This window comes from Brevibacillus massiliensis, assembly GCF_000311785.1.
Taxonomy (GTDB): Bacteria; Bacillota; Bacilli; order Brevibacillales; family Brevibacillaceae; genus Brevibacillus_C; species Brevibacillus_C massiliensis.
Map to the genome: position 1 here is coordinate 184192 of NZ_HE978538.1, position 21551 is coordinate 205742.

The following is a 21551-nucleotide window of genomic DNA, read 5'->3' on the forward strand; positions in this document are numbered from 1 at the left end:
CTATTTTCTGGTTCTCGGGTCGAGGAATTGCTGCAGCCCGTCCCCAAGCAGATTAAATCCGAGTACGACGATAAAGATGGCCAGACCGGGATAGTAGGTGGCGTAAGGGGCGACGGACATCAGTGACTGTGCCTGATTCAACATGCTGCCCCAGGAAGCGGTCGGCGGCTGGACGCCCAGCCCCAGGTACGAGAGCGATGCCTCGGCGAGAATACCGGTCGCCATCGCCAGCGTGGCTTGAATGATGATCGGGCCCAAGGCATTCGGCAAAATGTGCCGGAAGATAATCCGCATGTCTTTTACCCCGACGGATTTGGCCGCGTTGACGTACTCCATATTGCGCAGCGAGAGCACCTGTCCTCTGGTAATGCGGACAAATGAAGGCGCGAAGCCGATCCCGATCGCGAGCATCGCGTTTCCGAATCCGCTGCCGAGCACGGCGGAGATCGCCAGGGCGAGGATCAGGAAGGGGAACGCCTGCATGGCATCGATGATTCGCATCACGACCCACTCGTCCCAAAATCCGCGGTAATACCCTGTAAACAGGCCGATCGGCACGCCGATGATCATGGCAATTCCGACGGAAATCAGTGCCGCCTTGATGGAAACTTGCGAACCGAAGACGACACGGGAGAAGATATCCCGGCCCAAATCATCTGTGCCGAAGATGTGCTCGGCATTCGGCGGCATCAAAATTTGGTCGTAATTCTGTGCATTCGGGTCGTACGGTGCGATTTGATTGGCAAACAGTGCGACGAATATCAGCGCCAGAATAATCAGTGCCCCGATCAGTCCCAGACCCGTCCGCAAGAACTTTTTCAAGGACTTCATCAGGAATCAGCCCCCTTGCCTGCTTTCATGCGCGGGTCGATCAACACGTAGAGCAAATCGACGAGCAAATTGACGAACACGACGAGAATGGCGGAGACCAGGATGGCTCCTTGAACGGTCACGTAATCGCGTTTGAATACCGATTCGACGATCAGGCGGCCGAAGCCGGGGATCGAGAAAATCGATTCGGTAATGACGAGACCGCCGAGCAGCCCGGCAACCATCAGACCGGACGTGGTGACGACAGGAATCAAAGCGTTGCGCAGCACGTGGCCAAGCATCGTTCTGACTTCGTTCAAGCCCTTGGCCTTGGCTGTCCGGACGAAATCCATATTTACCACTTCCAACAGGGAAGAACGCAGCATCCTCATCAGTACGGCCGATTCGCGCAATCCGGTCGCGATGCAAGGGAGGATCATTGCCAGCAGATTTTGTTTGGGGTCTTGAAAAAACGGGACATAGCCTGAAGAAGGCAGCCAGTGGTTTTCAACAGTAAAGTAAATAATCGCCATCATTGCCAGCCAAAAGCTCGGGATGCTCATCCCGCCCAAGGCGATGAAGGAACTGGTGTAGTCAATCCAGGTATTGCGCCGCATGGCGGCCAAGATCCCGGTAGGCAGCGCGATAAGTAAGGCAAAAACAAACGTTCCGATCGTCAGCTCGACTGTTGCCGGCAGCCGCTGTGCGATTAGATCGACGACGGGCACTCTGTCGGTGATCGAGATGCCCAAATCGCCGTGAAGGACTTTTCCTACCCAACTGACATACTGCCAGGCAATCGGTTTATCCAGGCCAAGCTCCTGTCTCAGGGCTTGGTACGCCTCCGGTGTCGCTTCTTGTCCTAAGATGACCCGGGCTGGGTCGCCCGGGATCATGTGAATGAAGGAGAATGTCATGATCGACACCAGGAAGAGAATCGGAATCGTCAGTAACAGACGCTTTAGTACAAACATCATGGCTGATCTCCCCTAGGTCTTTTATGCTTGCTGCACGATTGCTTTATTGCTTGTCCAACTTCGCAGTGCGGATGATGCCGTCAGGTACGTAGGTAAAGCCGGAAATCTTTTTCGACAAGCCGATCTTGTCGTAGTTGTGATAGATGTAGCTGTATCCGGCGTTCTCGTGCAGGATTTCCATCGCTTGGTCGTAGAGCGCTTTGCGCTTTGCCGGATCAAGCTCGGCACGGGCTTTGTTCAAGGCGTCGTCCAATTCCGGAACGGAGATGCGCGAGTTGTTGTTGGGCATGCCTGTCACGACAAAGTCGTAGATGTTTTGATCCGGGTCGATCCGTCCCGACCAGCCCAGCTGCAGAGCCTGGAAGTTGCCGTTGTCGCCGTTTTCGATCATCGTGCCGTACTCCACTTTTTCCAGTTCCGCGTTAATGTTGTACTGCTTCAGCATGTTTTGAATCACTGCGCCAAACTGCTCGTTGACCGGGTTGGTAGAAATTTGCAGTTTAAACGAGAAGCCGTCCGGTTTGCCGCCCTTGGTCAGCAGATCCTTGATGACGGCCGGGTCCGGCTGTTCGTATTTGTCCGAATCGCCGTAAGCCAGGCTGCCGGGCGAGAACGGCGAGTTAGCCGGAGAAGCGTATCCGTTAAACAGGACTTTTACCACTGTCGCACGGTCGATAGCACGGTCTACCGCTTGGCGCAGGTATTGGTTGTCGAACGGCGCTTTGGTCGTATTCAGGTAAATGCCCTGGTATCCCATGTTGGCCTGTGCGACAACTTGAAGATTGGGATCATTCTCAACCGTCGGGATTTCTTTTACAGGGATTTCGTCGACGATGTCCAGCATGCCGGAGCGCAGGTTTTGCACAGCGGCTGTGCTGTTGGTAAACACTTTGTAGTTCAGTTCGTCAATTTTTACTTCTCCATCCCAGTAGTTTTCGTTCTTTTTAAGCGTAACGTGGTCGCCTTTTACTTGCTCTACGAACACATACGGTCCCGTCCCGACAGGGTGGTTGATGTAGTCATCGCCGTATTTTTCTACGGCTGCAGGGGAGACCATCATACCGGAACGGTCAGTAAGGATCGAGATGAAAGGAGAGAATGGCTCCTTCAATTCGATCACCACTGTCTTGGCATCCGGTGCAGTGACCGAGTTGATCAGCTTCAGCTCGCCTTTGCGCTTTGATTTGTCTCCCAGCCCGCGTTCCAGGTTGAATTTGACCGCCTCGGCATTGAAGTCGGTGCCGTCGTGGAACTTGATGCCCTCTTTCAGCGTCAGCGTATAGGTCTTTCCGTCTTCCGAGACCTTGTAGGAGTCGACGAGCACCGGCACGATTTTGCCGTCCGGGTCAACGTCAAACAGCTTGTTGTAAATGCTGTTTTGAACCTGCCGGTCGTACAGGGATGTGGACATGACCGGGTCCATGCTGGGCGGGTCTGCTTTTAACCCGATGTTGACGACTTTCTTCTGCGAGCTCGTGCCGCCCTCTTTTGCCGGCTCAGATGCCGATTGGCCGCCGCCGCATCCGGCAAGCGCCACCATGCTCCCCAGGAGCACTACAGCTAAAGACTTGCGAACTTTTATGGATAACATATGTGCTTGTCCCTCCTGCTATTTATCATTTTAATCTTTAGACAATTTTTGAAATGACAATCGGCCCCCTGCCGTCCCCTCCTTTACAAGCTCCGGTAATCGCGAATGAACTTCAGCTTCGACTTTAATACTTTCAGTTCCATGATCACATTGGTCTTGGAGATCCCTTCGATCTTGTTCAATCTCTTCATCATGAACTCGGCGAACTCGTCATAATCGCGAGAGAAGACTTGAATCATCAGGTGATATTCTCCGGAAATCAGCACAACCAGGCGAACCTCATCGAGAACCTGCAGTTCCGCCACAACCTCGTCCAACCTGTTCTCATCGACTGCGATCAGGATGACCGTCTCCACGCGGATGCCGGCCTTGATCGGATTGACGACTCCCACCAGGCTTAAAACTCCGTCATCTTGCATCTGCTGGACCCGCATTCGGACGGTTTTCTCTGTTACTCCCAATTCTTTGGCGATTTGGGTAAAGGGAATGCGGGCGTTTTCCTGAAGAAAGGACACGATTTTGTAGTCGAGGTCATCCAGTCCTGAATAGAGCGAACGTTGGTAATTTTCCTCCATAAATCAACCTCTTTTCGTCATATTATTGTTGTTTCATTCCTAATTACATCTGTTTTTTTGCTTGAAAAGGACGAATTAAAGTAATGTTAAATATAATAAAATATGAAATCGAAACATTCAACACTATTTCCTTTTTTTCTTGCTATAAAATTTTTCTAAAATCGGCGAAACATGCTCGGCCATTGTCAGCCAAGAGTGAGAGGTATAAGATAGGACATAGGTTTTATTCCATATTTGTCGTGATGCAGGAGGTTCACATGTGGACATCTGTCTTTCGCCGTAAGTGGACAACGGTTGACTTTGTTTTGATTGTCGTGACCGCGGCTCTGTATGCCGTCGCGCTTCTTATGTTGGCACAAATCAAGCTGATCCCTTCCGTTCCGATTCGTCCAGCCAACGCACTGCAGCCTGTGTTCGGCATCTTGTTTGGGATCCCCGGCTGCATCGGACTTGCCTTTGGCAACATGGTGAGTGACCTGTTCCAGGGCAGCGCCGCACCCCATATCCTGATTGCCGGGCTGATCTCCAACTTCTTGGGCGGTTTTATTCCGTTGATCGCCGTCAGTCACCCGGCGCTGAAAACGACCCGCAGCTACGTTCAGTACTACGTGTTTGTCGTTGTGATCGCTTCCGCCGTGGTGGCCTGCACGATTTTGCTCAACGTCGCCCTTGGCTTTACGCCGATGGAGATCGCCGCCCTGTTCGTGCCAACCGTATTCTTAAATCAGGCGATCGCCACAGCGGTACTCGGCCCGGTCCTGCTGAAATTGCTGTTCCCGTTTGTCAAGCGGGCAGGGCTCTATCGCGGCCGTCCATACGAAAGCATCGCCCTGCTGCCGACGAGGAGCCAACTCCAGTGACGGGGAAAGCTTTGCTCACGCTGCACGAGCTAAGCTGGCGTTACGAAGAGGCACACGACCGGGCACTGGACAATATTCATCTGAATCTGCACGAGGGAGAGGTCGTCGGTGTCGTCGGCCCCTCCGGTGCAGGCAAGACCACACTGCTGCTGGCGCTGGCCGGGCTGATCCCTGCAAATTATGCAGGGGATTTTTCTGGCAGTCGCCAGGCATCGGGTGAAGTAGGGGTCGTATTTCAAGATCCGGAGACGCAGTTCATCGGATTGACAGTCGAGGAGGAAATCGCCTTCGCCTTGGAAAATGCGGGGTATGGCGATGACGAGATCAAGCGGCGCATAGCGGAAGTTTTGCAGCTGGTGGGGTTGGAGGGCTTTTCCAAACGATCTCCTTTTGAGCTTTCCGGAGGGGAAAAGCAGCGCGTGGCGATTGCTTCGGCTTTGGCAGCCTCACCGCAGATTCTCCTATTGGATGAACCGACGTCCGAACTGGATCCGAAGGGAGCAAGAGAAGTGTTTGCCCTGCTCTGGCAGTTGAAGCGGGAGAGGAACATGACGATTGTGGTCTCCTCGCACGCGACTGAGGAGCTCGCCCGGTTTTGTGACCGGATGCTGCTGATCTCCTCCGGTACACTCGCGTGCGACCTGCCCACAGCGGAGTTTTTTTCGCGCCCTGATGAGCTTGCCGCCTGCGGTGTATACGTGCCGGATATGATTCAACTCTACTTTTGGCTGCAAAGGGAAGGGATGATCGAACAGGGAGCCGGGAAGGTTCCGCTCACTGTCGAGGAAATGCTGCGGCTCTATCAGGAGATGCCGCGGAAGATGGAGGTAGGGCGATGACGGACCACATCGTGTTTGATCAGGTCCATTACGCATATTCGCCCGGGCAGCCGGTATTGAAAAATATCAATCTGACGATTCGGCAAGGGGAATTTATCGCCTTGATCGGGGGAAATGGATCAGGCAAGACGACATTGGCCAAGCATTGCAACGGACTGTACAAGCCTGTGGCGGGAACCGTGCGGGTCGGCGGGCGGGACACCAAGACGTGTTCGGTCGCCGAATTGGTCAGTCAGGCAGCCTACTGCTACCAGAATCCTGACCATCAGATCTTTCAATCGACGGTCGGGGAAGAAGTAGCCTTTGGCCCGCGCAACATGGGTTTGCCGGCGGATGAGGTGGAGTCGAGGGTGAGTGAAGCGCTGCAGGCAGTCGGGCTGGATCAGCTTCGAGAGGAAGAACCTTACTTTGCGAGCAAGGGGACCCGCCAGAAAATTGCCGTGGCATCGATATTGGCCATGAAGCCGCAAGCGATCATCCTGGATGAGCCTACAACCGGCCTCGACCATCGCGGAGTCGAAGAGATGATGTCGCTGATCCGGAAGCTGCACCGGGACGGCCATACGATCCTGGTGATTACCCACGACATGAGGCTGGTGGCGGAATACGCCGACCGGGTCCTTGTGCTCAGTCAGGGAGAGATCATCTGTGACGACTCTCCGCAGGCTGTTTTTGCCAGACCTGACCTGCTCGCAAAGGCGCAAGTGGAGCCGCCGGCCGTCTGCAGGTTTAGCTTGTTGGCCGGGCTGGGTGAGCCGCTGCCGCTTACGTTGTCCGCCCTAAAGGACAGATTGGCGAAAGAGCAGAAAGGAACGTACCGATGAATCACTCTGTACAGACGGGGCCGCTCTCACCTCGACATCATACCGGCGTTCATCCCAGCTTCGCCCTGCTTGCCTTCGTCATGCTGGGGATGCTGCCGTTTATTTTTCAAGACCCTCGCGTGCTGGTTTTTATCTTGATCCTTAACTTGGGTGTAGTGAGCAAGCTAGGCTGGTCGAAAGGAATCCGCAGGGTTTATCTGCTCGTAGGAGGAGTAGGCGGCCTGTTCACGACAATTACCTGGCTGCCTTTTGTCAACCTTGGACACGCCTACTGGGAGAGTAAGATTTCGCTCATCGGGTATCCGGTGCAGATTACCGATATTGGCGTCTTATGGGCTCTTGGGATGGGCTTGCGCATTGCCAACGTCACGCTGTTGTCGATGTTTTATCTGTTTCACACTTCGCCGCGACAGATCGCGATGGGCTTAAAAGGGATCGGTGTTCCCTTTTCCGTCGGTTTTTTACTTTCGCTGATTTTTCGCTTTATCCCGTTGGTCAAGAATGACTTGATGACGATACGGGAGGCGCAGTTGGTGAGAGGATTGGAATTCGGCAAAGGCTCACTCCTTCAAAAAATTCGCAAATACGGCTTTCTGCTGGTCCCGCTGATCTTTACGTCTTTAAAACGGGTTCAGTTAATTGCCAACGCTCTGGACGCGAAAGGCTTCAAGATGAGAAACCGCCAGCATCGGTTTTACAGCATGCCAAATTGGAAAACGCATGAAATCATCATGCTGCTGATCGGGCTGGGGGTAATCGCCGTTCTGTTCTATCTGGCGCGGATTCATCCCAGCCACTTCGGAATAGTTATTTCATCAAGAATTTAAGTGGTATTTTTCGTACCCCCTCTTCTTCTTGGAAGAGGGTTTTTTTCATTAAATAAAGGAGTTTACTAGTAGTGGTAATATTTTCAAATATATTGTCTATAAAGTTAATTCCAGATAAAATAGGCATTAATCGACAATATTCGATAGTATCTTCATTTATTGCGTAACCGGTTTCATCTTCATGTTGTGAGGTGCATTCTATGAAAAAATACGGCCTGGCATTGCAAATTTTGATAGGCTTAATCCTCGGTATCGTCGTGGGTGCGATTTTTTACGGCAGCCCTGAAGTAAAAACGTACCTGCAGCCCATCGGGGATATTTTTCTTCGCTTGATTAAGATGATTGTCGTTCCCATCGTTATCTCCACGCTGATCGTCGGCGTCGCCGGCGTCGGTGATGTAAAGAAGCTCGGAAAGATTGGCGGGAAGGCGATTCTGTACTTTGAGATTGTCACGACGGTCGCGATCATCCTCGGGCTCTTGGTCGCCAACCTGTTCCAACCGGGAACAGGCGTCGACATGAGCCAGCTGACGAAGACCGATATTCACCAGTACGTCGAGGCGGCTGAGGGAACTGGCGGCCACAGCTTTATCGACACCTTCGTTAATATCGTCCCGAAAAACATCTTTGATGCGATCGTCAGAGGGGACATGCTGGCGATTATCTTCTTTTCCGTCTTGTTCGGTCTTGGCGTAGCCGCGATCGGAGAGCGGGGCAAGCCGGTCATTTCGTTCTTCCAGGGCGTCGCCAGCGCGATGTTCTGGGTGACCAACCAAATCATGAAGTTTGCGCCTTTCGGGGTATTTGCCTTGATCGGCGTGACGGTGTCTACCTTCGGGTTGAAATCGCTGCTCCCACTCGCCAAGCTGGTTGTTTTGGTATACGCAACGATGATTTTCTTCGTCCTGGTCGTCCTGGGTGCGATCGCGAAGAAGGCCGGGGTGAGCATCTTCTCGCTCATCCGCATCCTGAAAGACGAACTGCTGCTGGCGTACTCTACCTCCAGTTCGGAAACGGTACTGCCGAGAATCATGGAGAAGATGGAGCAGTTCGGATGTCCCCGGGCGATCACTTCTTTCGTCATCCCGACCGGCTACTCGTTCAACCTTGACGGATCTACCTTGTATCAGGCGGTGGCCGCGCTGTTCATTGCCCAAATGTACGGCATCCACTTGCCGATCGGCACACAAATTACACTAATGCTGGTGCTGATGATCACTTCCAAGGGAATCGCCGGTGTCCCTGGTGTTTCCTTCGTCGTCCTGCTCGCCACTTTAGGTTCGGTCAACATACCGTTGGAAGGCCTGGCGTTTATCGCCGGCATTGACCGCATCCTCGACATGGCCCGCACTGTGGTCAACGTCATTGGCAACTCGCTGGCTGCCGTTGTCATCTCCAAGTGGGAAGGCCAATACGATACGGAAAAAGGCAAGCAATACGCCACTTCCGTCAAGATGAATAAACAGTTGGAAACCGTTGAAAACTGCTGATCCGCTCAGCAGTTTTTTCTTTTCCATACCGATTGCGACCATGCATATTTCGTTTGTATCGTTGGCCTATTCGGAATATACTTGTATCAGCATTGAAAGCAATACAATAAAAGGTATTTGAAAGGATGATGGAATGGATGGTACAAGCGAAAAAGGGCGGGGTATGGAACTCTTACAAATACCCGATCAAACTGCTCATCTGTGTGGCGTTAGGTGCCGTGATCGGCTTGATTGCGGGGCCCAAGGCGGAGGTGCTCAAACCGTTAGGGGATCTGTTCATTAACGCCATGTTCACGATCGTCGTACCGCTGGTGTTCATCAATATCAGCAGTGCGGTGGCCGGGGTAGCCGATCTGAAGCGGCTCGGAAAGATATTGGGCGTCATGCTGGCAGTGTTCATCGTAACCGGAATCATTTCGTCGATTTTGATGCTGGCCGGCGTCAGCTTGTTTCCTCCGGCCCAAGGAGTTAACCTGGAGCTTGTTCCGCCGGAAGACTTCAGCCCGCTCAAAACAGCCGATCAGATCGTCAAGGCGTTCACCGTCCCTGATTTTGGCGACATTCTTTCAAGAAAAAACATGCTGGCACTCATTGTATTTTCCATTTTATTCGGGCTGGCGGTCAGCCTGACGGGGGAAAAGGGACGCAAGATATCGGAAGGTCTGACGGTCCTGTCTGATGTCATGCTAAAGCTGGTGCAGATCCTGATGTACTATGCGCCGATAGGTTTAGGAGCTTATTTTGCGACGTTGGTCGGAGTCTTCGGTCCTGAGCTGTTGGGCTCATATGCCAGAGCGATGGCTGTGTACTATCCGATTTCCATTCTCTATTTTATTGTGGCATTTACGTTGTATTCGCTGTTTGCCGGCGGAAAAACGGGCATGAAGCTCTTTTGGAAGGAAGTCATCTCTCCGGCGGTCACTTCCTTGGCAACCTCAAGCAGCGTCGCGACCATCCCGGTCAATTTGAAAGCGGCAGAGCAGATCGGGGTGCCGAAAGATATTCGCGAGATCGTGATTCCGATCGGGGCGACGGCCCATATGGATGGTTCGTGTCTGAGCGCCATTTTAAAAATATCGTTTATCTTCGGCATCTTTAACATGCCTTTTCACGGGATCGACACGTACTTTACCGCCATTTTGATCGCAGTCTTAAGCGGAGTGGTCATGTCTGGGGTACCTGGCGGCGGATTTATTGGAGAGGCTCTGATTGTCACGATGTACGGCTTCCCGCCTGAGGCGCTGCCGATACTCGCGATGATCGGGACGCTGGTGGATCCTCCTGCGACCATGGTGAACGCGACGGGTGATACGGTTGCAAGCATGATGGTGGCGCGGATTCTGGAAGGGAAGGAATGGATGAAGCGCAAGCTGAAGGGCGGCAAACCGCAGAAGACATTTACAGTTTGAATTATCAGAAAATATTTACTAATGAACCGACAGAGGTATATAATATGTTTTGGATATTCAAAATTTGTAAAAGAAGGGGGATTGTATGAAAAAACTTGCGTCTATGCTCGTTGCTGGTTTCACGGTATTTTCCCTTGTCGCACCTGCTGCTGCACAAGTGCCCGGGGTTTCCGACAAGATGGAAGCGGCTACACAGGGGATCGTTGCGGTATCACACCCTGCTGCGGCAGAAGTCGGCAAACAGATCCTAGAGAAAGGCGGCAACGCGGTCGATGCGGCAGCCGGAATCCAGTTCGCCTTAAACGTCGTAGAGCCGATGATGTCCGGTATCGGGGGCGGCGGATTTATGATGATCTACCTCAAGGACCAAAATAAAATCACCGTGATCGACAGCCGCGAAGTGGCGCCGGGGAGTGCCTTCCCGGAGCAGTTCTTAGACGAAAATGGCAAGCCGGTTCCCTTCTACGAGCGGCATACAAACGGCAAGGCGGTCGGTGTCCCCGGCACTTTGATGGGCGTGGATACGGCCTTGAAAAAATACGGGACGATGAAGCTGTCCGAGGTGATTGATCCGGCCATCGACCTGGCGGAAAAGGGCGTAAAGGTCAACTGGATTACAGCTCAATACATCCGGGATTCAACGAAAAAGCTGACGCAGTACGAGACGGCCGGATGGGTTTTTGTGCCGGAAGGAGCTCCTTTGAAGGAAGGAGATCTGCTGGTCCAGCCGAACTTGGCCAAAACGTTTAAACTGATCAAAGACAAAGGCATCGACGCCCTCTACAACGGTGAGATCGGCCAGGCGTTGGTAGCTGAGGTGAACAAACGCGGCGGCTCGATGACCATGGAAGATCTGAAGAATTACACGGTGAAGGAGCGGGAGCCGGTCAGGGGGATGTTCCGCGGCTATGAGGTCGTATCGATGTCTCCTCCCAGTTCGGGTGGATTGACGGTCCTGCAGATCTTGAAGTTGATGGAGGGCTTTGACAACGAGAAGGACGGCGTCAATTCCGCTGAGTACCTGCACCATTTGATCGAGGCGATGCATTTGGCTTACGCCGACCGGGCCAAGTACATGGCCGATGAGGACTTTTACCCCGTGCCCAAGGAAGGGCTGATCAACGACCAATATATCAAAGAAAGACGGGCGTTGATCAATCCGGATGCAGTCAACCAAAACGTTGCGGCCGGAGATCCTTGGAAGTACGAGACCAAAGCAAAGCCGGCTGAAGTAAAACCTAGCGGTCAGGAAGCTCCGCTTGGCCAAACCACCCACTTTGCCGTCATGGACAAATGGGGCAATCTCGTTTCGTATACGACGACGATTGAAGACGTGTTCGGATCAGGTATCATGGTCCCAGGCTACGGGTTTATGCTGAATAACGAATTGACCGACTTTGACGCAGAACCGGGCGGGGTCAACCAAGTAGAGCCTGGGAAGCGTCCGCGGAGCAGCATGTCTCCGACGCTGGTCCTAAAAGACGGCAAGCCCTTTATGGCAGTAGGCTCGCCGGGAGGCTCCACGATCATCGCTTCCGTCGCCGAGACGATTCTCAATGTCATCGATCATAAGCTGCCGATCCAGGAAGCGATCACGACACCGAGAATCTTTACCAGCAGTTATCCGAATGTACAGTGGGAAGCCGGAATCGATCAGGACGTGATCCTGAAGCTGATGTCCAAAGGACACGTATTTGACCAACAGCCCGGCGATATTGGCAACGTGCAGTCCGTCCTGTACGATTTTGAGACGGGCAAGATGTACGGCGGTGCTGACACCACCCGGGAAGGAACCGTGCTTGGCGTCGACGGCGTCCGCTTCACCGCGCCGAAGCCGCAGCCCGTCGAGGACGTGCAGCAGGGACCGTTTACTTTAAAGGTAAATGGAAATGCTTATCCGTACACGGTTGACCAAATGGTATTAAAGGACGGAACGGCGTATATTCAAGCGGACAAACTGCTGCTTGGGCTCAAAGGAGACACCTCTGGATTCCAGCAAGAGGGAATTACAATAAATGGAAAATATTTCCTTCCGGTCAAAAAAGTAGCCGAAGCACTCGGGTACAAAGTGACCTGGAATGCAGCCGAATCGGCAATCGAATTAACGAAGTAAATCGCTTGGCAAAGGCCCCGAAACCGCTCGGGGCCTTCCATTGCCCGAGCAGCACCGTTGCAGTGTTGCAGGGCTATTTTTTACTTTTTCTCAATACCGCAAGCTCTGACCCGCTCGCTTTCAGCGAGGCTATGTGCTATTCGTCCTCCCCTCCCTTCAGCTTGTTGACGTGCAGCACCCATTCACTGCTGTAGTTCTTTTCTTCCAGTCCAACGGCAAGACAGCCCTCGTCTGCGGTTGACTGAATCAAATATCCTTCCCGATGCTCTTCACCGCCGGAAAACACTTTTTCCCAGGCGCTGTTCCCGTCTTGATCGAGACAAGCGACGTACTCGTCCGACTTACTGGCGTTCATGTTGATATCGTTGTAAAGTACGTAGCCGCTGACGAGCAGATGGCCGTCTTTCGTCAGTTGAATGTCCCTGATTCCGCTTGTTCTGGTGTCGCCTGGCAACGTCTTCTCCCATACCTTCTCTCCCGCCTGATCTACCTTGAGCAGATAGCCCAGCCCGATGCCCTCCCGGAAGTGACTGATTGTGCGTTCATTTCCGGCGACCACCAGTCGCCCGTCCGGCGTTTCCACAAGCGACTGGCCAGTAGTGTTGCCGCCGGTCTCATGCCTGATTTCCCATATGGTCTGCCCTGCCGGGTCAACTTTCGCCAAGTAGATATCTCCGTTATAGCGATACTCATCGTCCAGCTTTATGTCCCTCCCGAGCAGTACGATGTTACCGTCGGCGGTCTGCCGCACGGCCTGGGCGTATTCGTAGCCTGATCCGGTGATCGTCTTGTCCCATTTTACTTGTCCATCCTGATCCACTCTGACGAGGCGGATATTGCGGTCGTAACCGCTTGCCGGGATAAGCCCGGACAGCAGGTACCCACCGTCGCCGGTCTTGGCAAAACCGGTCAATTGGCGCAGCTTTTCACTGGGCACAGCCACCTCCGGCCTCAACTTCCCCGCTTTATCCACCCTTACGATTTCATACTGGTTCCCGTTCTTCCGGGAGAAGAGAATGCTTCCGTCGGAGGCGTGCTGAAAATTGTTATAGTTATCCTGCCACAGGTACTTGTACGTTCTTTCCCACTGCACCTGCCCAACTTCCGCCGCCGCCTCTCTTCCCCAGAAGAGAGGCGCCGCGCAGGCCAGGCCCAACAACGCCAGCCTTGTCTTCTGCAGCATTTTGCTTTGTTTCCGGATTGCAGAAACCATTTCTTCCACCACTCCCATCCTATATATTTTCATCTTAATTTTTAAATAATTGGAATTTAGAGTAAATGATGATTTGGTAATATTTTTCTCCTACTTTTTGCAGTCAATCTCGATGCGATCAACCGCATAGGGCCGACAGCGCAGAACCTGCAGAAAACGCCGCCACTCCCTGCCGCCGCCGTCCAACTCCAACCGTGAAAACAGGCAAACCCCTGACAATTTGGGTGGGCAATAAGTCAGGGGGCTGCATTATGTTTCAAGAACTGGCCTCAATATTTCATTCATAGGGGGCCGTCCATTGTCAAAGCCAAGAACGCCTTTTTGCAAGACTGCGAATGACCGAAGGGAGAAGCCCGATTTTATCCCCTTTTGCCAATTGGCACGGTATTTGCATAAGAGGGTGGGAAACGAAAAGCAGGAGGATTACTGATGATGAAATGGAACGTAGACACGACAATTATACATGCCGGCAAAGGTCCTGACAGGGAGACCGGCATCATCGCATCGCCGCTGATTCCCGCTGTGGCCTATGCGTTTCCCGACGTTGACACGGCGGCGGCGGTCGTCGCAGGCGAGCGGGCGGGAACGTATTACGGACGATACGGCAATCCGACGACACAGGCGCTGGAGGAGAAGATTGCCCAGCTGGAAAACGGCGAAGCGGCGTTGGGCGTGAGCAGCGGGATGGCAGCCATTTCCGGATCTCTGCTGGCTTTTCTGAAGCACGGCGATCACGTACTCTGCACGCAGGATGTCTACGGCGGCAGTCATAAATTTCTCACCTCGCTGGCGCCGCGGTTTGGGATCGAGGTCGATTTTGTCGACTGCACCGACCTGAAGGCCGTCGAGAATGCGATTCAAAAGAACACGAAAGTACTGTACATCGAGACACCGTCCAACCCTTGCCTGACGGTTTTGGATATCCGCCGGCTGTCTGAACTGGCGCACAGCTACAAGATGAAAGTGATCATCGACAATACGTTTATGACCCCTGTCCTGCAGAGACCGCTGGACTTGGGGGCGGACGTCGTCATTCACAGCGCGACCAAGTACCTCAATGGACACGGAGATGTTATCGCCGGTTTTATCGTCGGGCGAAAAGAGGATATCCACTTCATGCGGAAAAATATCATGGGAGACTTGGGGCAGCCGCTGAACGCCTGGGACTCGTTCCTGATCCTGCGCGGCTTAAAGACGCTGGGGCTGCGAATCCGCCAGCACTGCCGCAGCGCCGAGGAGGTAGCCCGCTTTCTCAGCAGCCATCCCGCGATTGACAAGGTGTACTATCCGGGGCTGCCGGAACATCCTCAGCACTCGCTGGCAAAAGCACAGATGAACGGTATGGGCGGGATCGTCTCCTTTGAAGTGAAGGGCGGATATGAAACAGCCAAAAAATTCATTAATTCTTTGCAGCTGGCTATGATATCTTTTAGTTTAGGAGATCCGGAAACGCTGGTTCAGCATCCGGCATCCATGACGCATTTTTCAATTCCGCCGCAGGAGCGGGAACGCTTTAAAATTACGGATGGTCTCATTCGTTTTTCGACCGGCTTGGAAGACACCCGGGATATCATCAACGATTTGGACCAGGCCTTGGCACAGGTGAGCAGGACTGGTGCAAATCTCGCCACGGTGTAATCCGGTCCCACTTCCCGCGGCCTGACTACTGATAAAACGGGAGGACAATATGGCCGTCTTTGCACACATGCAGGAATTTGTCCAAGCGTACGCTGAAAACATCGCCGATGTACTCGGTCTGGACGTGACGATGCTCGACGAAAACGGCGTCCGTATTAGCGGGACCGGCTACTACCGGGACTTGGTCGGTGAGCCGGCGCCTGACGGGTCCTTTTTCCGGATGATATTAAAAACGGGGCAGCCCGGAATGATCTACGATATGAAGAAAAACGAAGCAGAGTGCATGAGCTGCAAGTTTCTCCACCAGTGCAAAGAACTGGCGACGATCGGATTTCCGGTATTCAAGCGGAATAAACCGGTCGGTGTGATCGGGATCATCGGCTTTTCCGCGGAACAAAAGGATAAGATGATCCGAAACTCGGATAAGCTGATCAGATTCCTTCACCACATGAGCACCCTGCTGGAGAATAAAATCATCAGTCTGGACAGCGCTTGTCAGATCCAGGAGGAGACGGTTCCCCAGCGGGCCGTTTCGTTTGACAGCATCGTTGGCAAGGACAGCGGACTTCGCGAAGTCATCGTCAAGGCGAAAAAAGTTGTCAACAGCATCTCGACCGTATTGATCAGGGGAGAGAGCGGGACCGGCAAAGAGCTGTTGGCCAGAGCGATCCACTACGAAAGCAGCAGGAGAGGATACCCGTTTATCGCGGTCAACTGTGCGGCGATTCCGGAAAACCTGTTGGAAAGCGAACTGTTTGGCTATGAGGGAGGAGCCTTTACCGGGGCCAAGCGGGAAGGCAATGTCGGGAAATTCGAACTGGCCCATCGGGGGACGATTTTCCTCGACGAAATAGGCGATTTGCCGCTGTCGCTGCAGCCAAAGCTGCTCAGGGTACTGCAGGAGCGGTCTGTCGATCGGATCGGCGGAAAACAATCCATACCGATTGACGTCAGGGTAATCGCCGCCACCAACAAAAATTTGGAGAAGATGGTGGAAAACGGCTCTTTTCGCGAAGATTTGTATTACCGGATCAACGTGATCCCGTTATATACAAAGCCGCTCAGGGAGTGCCGCGGCGACATCCATCTCTACCTGCACTTCTTTTTGGAAAAGTACTGCAAGCTGTTAGGCCGTCCGCCGCTGCGGATCGAACCCCAGTTGGAACAGTGGCTCGTCGGGTACGATTGGCCCGGCAACATCAGACAATTGGAGAACGCTGTTGAGTACATGGTCAACATGGCGGAGTCTGAGGTGATTGGACCCGAGGAGCTGCCCGACTATTTGCTTCCTCCGGAAAACAGGCAGCCGACCTCTGGTAGTGGCGGTTTGGAACAGATGGTCTCCCTGTACGAAAAAAGCGTGCTGCAGCGCTATTTATTATCCGAGAAGTATCAGAATGACAAGGCTTTGATCGCTGATGAATTGCGGATCAGTTTGTCTACGCTTTACCGCAAGCTGGAGAAGTATAAAATCGGCTAGCAGAAGTCCCTTCTTCAAGGAAGGGGCTCATTTTTTGAGTAGATTACCGGGAAAAGCAGATAATACGAACAGCAAATGTCACAACCGGGGGGTAACAACAGTGAAAGTCGGTGCAACCAAATCATCTGCTGGCTTTGTCCCCTACATCCCGGCTGCGCGATCACTGCCCGAATTGACGGTCTTTGCCGTCATCCTCGGAATCATTCTGGCGATCGTTTTCGGTGCGGCAAACGCCTATTTGGGATTGAAGATCGGCATGACAGTAAGCGCCTCGATTCCGGCTGCCGTTATCTCCATGGCCATTTTGCGCGGCATTTTTCGGCGCGAATCGATTTTGGAAAACAATATCGTACAGACGATGACGACGGCTGGGGAAGCAGTGGCAGCGGGTGCCATCTTTACTCTGCCGGCGCTTTTTTTGTGGAACTTGACCCCTGGCCAGGCTGTCGTCAGCTTCATTGTTCTGACGGGAGGCTTTTTGGGCGTCTTGATGATGGTTCCGCTGCGGCGCCTGCTGATTGTAAACGAGCATCATACATTGCCGTATCCTGAAGGTACCGCATGCGCAGAGGTGCTTATTTCTGGGGAGACCGGCGGAAAAACCGCCTGGCTCGTCATTTCCGGCTTCGCGGTGGGCGGCTTGTTCAAGGCGCTCGGCGACGGGTTCCTGTTGTTTAAGACGGAGATCGAAACGGGGATTTACCGGTTTAAAAATGCGCTGATCGGAATGGATACGTTTCCTGCCCTGCTGGGAGTCGGATTTATTATCGGCCCGCGGATCTCCGGTCAAATGCTGGCCGGGGGGGTTCTGGCATGGACGGTATTCACACCGATAATCGGTTTCTTTGGAGCGGGAACTGCGCATCCGATTTTTCCCGGGACCGAACCGATTGGCAAGCTGGACGCCTGGGGGATCTGGGACAGCTACATTCGCTATATCGGCGCCGGCTCCATTGCAACCGGAGGGTTGATTACGCTGGTCAGAACGCTGCCGATGCTGTTTGCTTCCCTGCGCGATACCTTGAAGGGGCTGCAGCGCGGCAATCGGGTGCAGACGATCGAACGAACTGCACATGATATTCCGAATATCTGGCTGTTCGTCGGCGTTGTGCTGTTGATTCTGGTCATTGCTTTTTCTCCGCTTACCGATGTGGGCATCATCGGCGGGATTGCCATTGCCGTGTTTGGGTTCCTTTTTGTGATGGTCGCTTCGCGAATCGTCGGGATTGTCGGAAGCTCCTCCTCCCCGGTTTCCGGAATGACCATCGCGACGCTCTTGATCGTAACCATCGTCTTCAAACTGGCTGGCGTGACCGGCATGGTCGGGATGGCAGCTTCTCTCACCGTAGGGGCGATCGTCTGTACGGCACTTGCCGTAGCCGCCGATATTTCCCAAGATTTGAAGACGGGCTATCTGGTCGGAGCTACTCCCTGGAAGCAGCAGCTGGCGATGATGATCGGCGTGATCGCGTCAGGGCTGGTGATCGGCTTTGTGTTGGTCGTCCTGCACCAAACCTATGTGATGGGGTCGCCAGAACTTCCGGCTCCCAAAGCTGTCCTGATGAAATTGATTATTGAAGGCTTGATGGCGGGCAATCTGCCTTGGGATTTGATTTTCATCGGCGCCGCTTCGGCAATTGTCATCGAGTTTTTAGGATTAAACTCGTTGACGGTTGCCGTCGGGATTTATCTGCCCATCCACACCAGCATGCCGATTATGGTGGGAGGGATCATTAGATGGCTAGTCGAACGCTTTGCGAAAAGCGACGGGGCCAAAAAAGTGCGCATCGAGACAGGCACGCTGTTTGCCTCGGGCCTGATCGCGGGCGAGTCCCTGATCGGCGTGGTGATCGCCGTCCTCATCTGGCTAAAAGTACAGCTGCCCAACCAGGTGGCCATACCGAACGGGCTGGTTTCTCTCTTGCTGTTCGCAGCGGTGGCTCTTCTCCTCTGGTTTGTATCCGTTCGGGCAAAGCAGGAGAGGTGAGGAGAATCGTGCCAATCGGCAAAAAGCGGCCTGTACCGAATATGTTGGAGATGTCTCCGCTTCTTCGCCGAGGATTGCAGCTGGAAACAGACGGGGACAGGCATACGTTGATTGTCCCCCGAACAAGCTGGCTGGAGCGGTTGTCGGTCAGGTTCCTGAATCAACCGGCCTGCTTCCGCATCCAGCTGGACGACCTTGGCAGTTGGGTGATACGCCACTGCAACGGCAGTCATACAGTCAGAGAAATTGCCGAACTGGTGTCGAAAAAGTTCGCTGACAAGGCCGAGCCAGTCGTTCCGCGGCTGATTATTTTCCTTAAAATGGTAGAAAATAACGGATGGATTGGGTGGGTGAATGCTAAGGATTGGTAAAAATTTTCTGAAACATAGGCGCAACCTCCTGTTTTTTAATCCGTTCTTCTTTCCCAAAATCGCATCTGACCCATCTGATTAGACTTAGGAAAAAAGCTGTATTTGGAAAAAAGTTGCATGACTTGACTAACAAAAATATGGGGATTTAAGTTCAAACTCAAAAAGTTATTAAAAAAGTGTTAACAACTTGCCCTGAAGCTGATTAGGTAGCTGCGACTATAGAAGGTGGCAGTTTTTACGTTATATAATGACCCACATGAGACAACCGAACCCGATAAAATGTTGGTCCAAAGGAGAAAAACATGATGAGGCGCAATTCAAAAAATCGGTTGGGATTGGTCGTCTTGTCGATTCTTGCCGGCGCTTGTATTGGGTACTTCAGTTGGTATTGGCCGAATGTAACTGTTGAAAGCATGGAGACAGCAGAAGGCGCTTATGTGAAATTCCGCACAAACGGCGAGCAGCTGGAAGTTTACCATGACAAACAGTGGCAGCCTTTCTTTGTCAAAGGGGTCAATTTGGGCGCGTCGCTGCCCGGCCGCTATCCGGGGGAACTGCCCGTCACCAAGGAGGATTACCTGCGCTGGTTCGCCATGATTCAGGATATGGGGGCCAATGTCATCCGGGTGTATACGATTCACCAGCCTGTCTTCTATGAAGCGCTTGTCGAATATAACCGTCAGAGAAAAGACGATCCGCTTTACTTTATACAAGGAGTATGGACGCCGGAAGAGGCGCTGATTGAAAAGCAGGATGCCTTCTTGCCGGAGATACGCGAGGAGTTTCGCCGCGAGATCGCCGATGCTGTGGGGGCGGTATACGGAAATGTCACCATTCCGGAAAAGTCGGGGAAAGCGAGCGGACGTTACCGTGCGAATGCCGGACAGTATCTGCTGGCCTGGCATATCGGTACCGAATGGGATCCGGTGATGGTGAAAAAAACAAACCAAAAACATCAGGGAGAGCCCCGGTTTGAGGGGGAGCACTTTCAGGCGACGGAGAAGTCGTCCCCGTTTGAAAGCTGGTTGGCGGAAATGATCAACTATACGGCCGAGCTGGAAGCAAGGCAAGGCTGGCGCCACCCGATGACGTTTACCAACTGGGTGACAACCGATCCGCTTACCCATCCGGGCGAGCCGATGATCCATGAAGACATGGTCAGCGTCGATCCGACCCACATCAAAGCGGTTGACTGGCAAGCGGGCTATTTTGCCTCTTATCATGTCTATCCCTACTATCCCGACTTATTCCGCCACGATCAGGAACTGCAGCAGGTGAAAAACGAAGCGGGAAAAGCGGATTCATATAAAGCGTACCTGCAGAAGCTGAAAGCGTACCACAAAGGGATGCCGATCATGGTGACGGAATTTGGCGTTCCATCATCGCTCGGAGTGGCCCATATCGGCAATTTGGGGCGAGATCAAGGCGGACACAACGAAAAGGAACAAGGGGAAGTCGACGCCGAATTGCTCCGTGAAATCTACCAGGAGGGGTACGCAGGTGCGATCTTGTTCGCATGGCAGGACGAGTGGTTTAAAAAGACATGGAATACGATGAAATTTGAGCTCCCAGAGGACCGCCGGTCGTTTTGGCTGAATGTTTTGACAAACGAGTCCATGTTTGGGGTGCTGGGGATGTATCCGGGGAAAGAAGGGGTTCTGCGGATCGACGGCCGCGCAGATGATTGGGAACAGCTTTCGCCGGAGGAGAAAACGAGGCTGAATGTGAATGCGCCAGGCTTTGAAGAGATCTGGATGACGCATGACGAAGGGTATGTGTACGTGCTGATGAAATTGACGAAGCCGTTTGACCCTTCCAAAGAGATTCTTTACCTCGGGGCAGACACCATCCCAGGGGGGAACCGGCATGGACCGGAACTTCCCGGCAAGCAGTTGGACGAGGGGATGGAGGCGTTGGTCGTCCTCGGCAATCAGGCGGAAAGCGAAGTGAAAATCGCCTCCAACTACGATTTTCACACCCGGTTGTACGGGCAGCGGTACGGGATGATCCCAGTGGATGAACAGGCGATGCAGGACGATTCCGGGCTGTTCGTTCCGTGGAAGCTGGCGGTAAGCCTGCAGATGGAGCCGCCTGATACGAAGGAATATCACCCCTTCGAAGATGTGACAGTAGGCAAGCTAAGACGGGGGACGACTGACCCCGCAGACCCGGACTACGATTCGCTGGCGATGTGGCAAGCGAGCGGGCAGGTTGTCGAATTGCGGATTCCGTGGATGCTGCTCGGCTTTACCGATCCCAGTTCGCTTCAAGTCATGAGCTACCGGGACGAAGGCAAAGGATTTGCCAGTGAACAATCCGAGGGAATTCGCCTCATCCCCTGGATCAAGGAGCGGATTGCCAATCAGGTGATCGGGCTTGCGAGCGACGGCCCGGTCTATCCCGTGACGAAATTGCCCATCTATCGCTGGCCTGCGTGGGAAAAAGTCGACTACCACGAGCGAACAAAACAGAGTTACGAGATCATGCGGAAGGCATATTTGCAGATAGGTGATCAAGCGAAAAACAATACCGGAAAATAGGCAGAGG

At 53.1% G+C, this 21551-nt stretch carries 17 protein-coding genes; 12 read left to right on the forward strand and 5 right to left on the reverse strand.

What is annotated here, in order from left to right; all coding sequences use genetic code 11:
• From HGBM_RS10105 to HGBM_RS10120, 4 genes are all read right to left on the reverse strand, one after another.
• Positions 1–831, reverse strand: coding sequence for an ABC transporter permease (locus tag HGBM_RS10105; RefSeq protein ID WP_019120987.1), 831 nt, complete (start codon positions 829–831; stop codon positions 1–3).
• Positions 831–1787 carry an ABC transporter permease gene (locus tag HGBM_RS10110; protein WP_019120988.1) on the reverse strand — a complete coding sequence of 319 codons (957 nt, stop codon included), beginning with the start codon at positions 1785–1787 and terminating at the stop codon, positions 831–833. Before HGBM_RS10110 ends, HGBM_RS10105 begins: the two co-directional genes overlap by 1 nt.
• A gap of 43 nt (positions 1788–1830) precedes the next feature.
• Positions 1831–3378, reverse strand: a complete 1548-nt coding sequence (locus HGBM_RS10115) for an ABC transporter substrate-binding protein (RefSeq protein WP_019120989.1) — start codon at positions 3376–3378, stop codon at positions 1831–1833.
• Between the two features lie 83 nt (positions 3379–3461).
• The gene (locus HGBM_RS10120) at positions 3462–3953 is read right to left on the reverse strand and encodes an Lrp/AsnC family transcriptional regulator (RefSeq protein ID WP_019120990.1); all 492 of its coding nucleotides are present in this window, start codon (positions 3951–3953) and stop codon (positions 3462–3464) included.
• Between the two features lie 257 nt (positions 3954–4210).
• On the opposite strand from HGBM_RS10120, the gene HGBM_RS10125 reads away from it, so the two are divergent.
• From HGBM_RS10125 to ggt, 7 genes are all read left to right on the forward strand, one after another.
• Entirely contained in the window at positions 4211–4813 is a 603-nt protein-coding gene (locus HGBM_RS10125) for a QueT transporter family protein (protein WP_019120991.1), read from the forward strand.
• On the forward strand, positions 4810–5652 hold the full coding sequence (locus tag HGBM_RS10130; protein WP_019120992.1) for an energy-coupling factor ABC transporter ATP-binding protein: 843 nt from the start codon (positions 4810–4812) through the stop codon (positions 5650–5652). Before HGBM_RS10125 ends, HGBM_RS10130 begins: the two co-directional genes overlap by 4 nt.
• Positions 5649–6476 carry an energy-coupling factor ABC transporter ATP-binding protein gene (locus tag HGBM_RS10135; RefSeq protein WP_019120993.1) on the forward strand — a complete coding sequence of 276 codons (828 nt, stop codon included), beginning with the start codon at positions 5649–5651 and terminating at the stop codon, positions 6474–6476. Before HGBM_RS10130 ends, HGBM_RS10135 begins: the two co-directional genes overlap by 4 nt.
• Positions 6473–7303: an energy-coupling factor transporter transmembrane component T gene (locus HGBM_RS10140; protein WP_019120994.1), complete on the forward strand. Its 831-nt coding sequence runs from the start codon at positions 6473–6475 to the stop codon at positions 7301–7303. Before HGBM_RS10135 ends, HGBM_RS10140 begins: the two co-directional genes overlap by 4 nt.
• A 200-nt stretch (positions 7304–7503) precedes the next feature.
• Entirely contained in the window at positions 7504–8793 is a 1290-nt protein-coding gene (locus HGBM_RS10145; protein WP_019120995.1) for a cation:dicarboxylate symporter family transporter, read from the forward strand.
• Between the two features lie 137 nt (positions 8794–8930).
• The gene (locus tag HGBM_RS10150) at positions 8931–10202 is read left to right on the forward strand and encodes a dicarboxylate/amino acid:cation symporter (protein WP_019120996.1); all 1272 of its coding nucleotides are present in this window, start codon (positions 8931–8933) and stop codon (positions 10200–10202) included.
• Between the two features lie 85 nt (positions 10203–10287).
• Positions 10288–12315, forward strand: coding sequence for a gamma-glutamyltransferase (ggt, locus tag HGBM_RS10155; protein WP_019120997.1), 2028 nt, complete (start codon positions 10288–10290; stop codon positions 12313–12315).
• 136 nt (positions 12316–12451) lie between these two features.
• Here ggt and HGBM_RS10160 read toward each other — a convergent pair whose 3' ends face one another.
• Positions 12452–13528, reverse strand: coding sequence for an outer membrane protein assembly factor BamB family protein (locus HGBM_RS10160; protein WP_245552940.1), 1077 nt, complete (start codon positions 13526–13528; stop codon positions 12452–12454).
• Between the two features lie 429 nt (positions 13529–13957).
• Between HGBM_RS10160 and HGBM_RS10170 the strand changes: the two genes are divergently transcribed.
• From HGBM_RS10170 to HGBM_RS10190, 5 genes are all read left to right on the forward strand, one after another.
• On the forward strand, positions 13958–15166 hold the full coding sequence (locus HGBM_RS10170; protein ID WP_019121001.1) for a trans-sulfuration enzyme family protein: 1209 nt from the start codon (positions 13958–13960) through the stop codon (positions 15164–15166).
• A gap of 49 nt (positions 15167–15215) precedes the next feature.
• Complete coding sequence (locus HGBM_RS10175) at positions 15216–16646, forward strand: sigma-54 interaction domain-containing protein (protein WP_019121002.1); 1431 nt, start codon at positions 15216–15218, stop codon at positions 16644–16646.
• A 100-nt stretch (positions 16647–16746) separates the two neighbouring features.
• Entirely contained in the window at positions 16747–18633 is a 1887-nt protein-coding gene (locus HGBM_RS10180) for an OPT family oligopeptide transporter (RefSeq protein WP_019121003.1), read from the forward strand.
• A gap of 8 nt (positions 18634–18641) precedes the next feature.
• On the forward strand, positions 18642–19004 hold the full coding sequence (locus HGBM_RS10185) for a PqqD family protein (RefSeq protein WP_019121004.1): 363 nt from the start codon (positions 18642–18644) through the stop codon (positions 19002–19004).
• A gap of 305 nt (positions 19005–19309) precedes the next feature.
• On the forward strand, positions 19310–21544 hold the full coding sequence (locus HGBM_RS10190; protein ID WP_019121005.1) for a hypothetical protein: 2235 nt from the start codon (positions 19310–19312) through the stop codon (positions 21542–21544).
• Positions 21545–21551 lie beyond the last annotated feature (7 nt).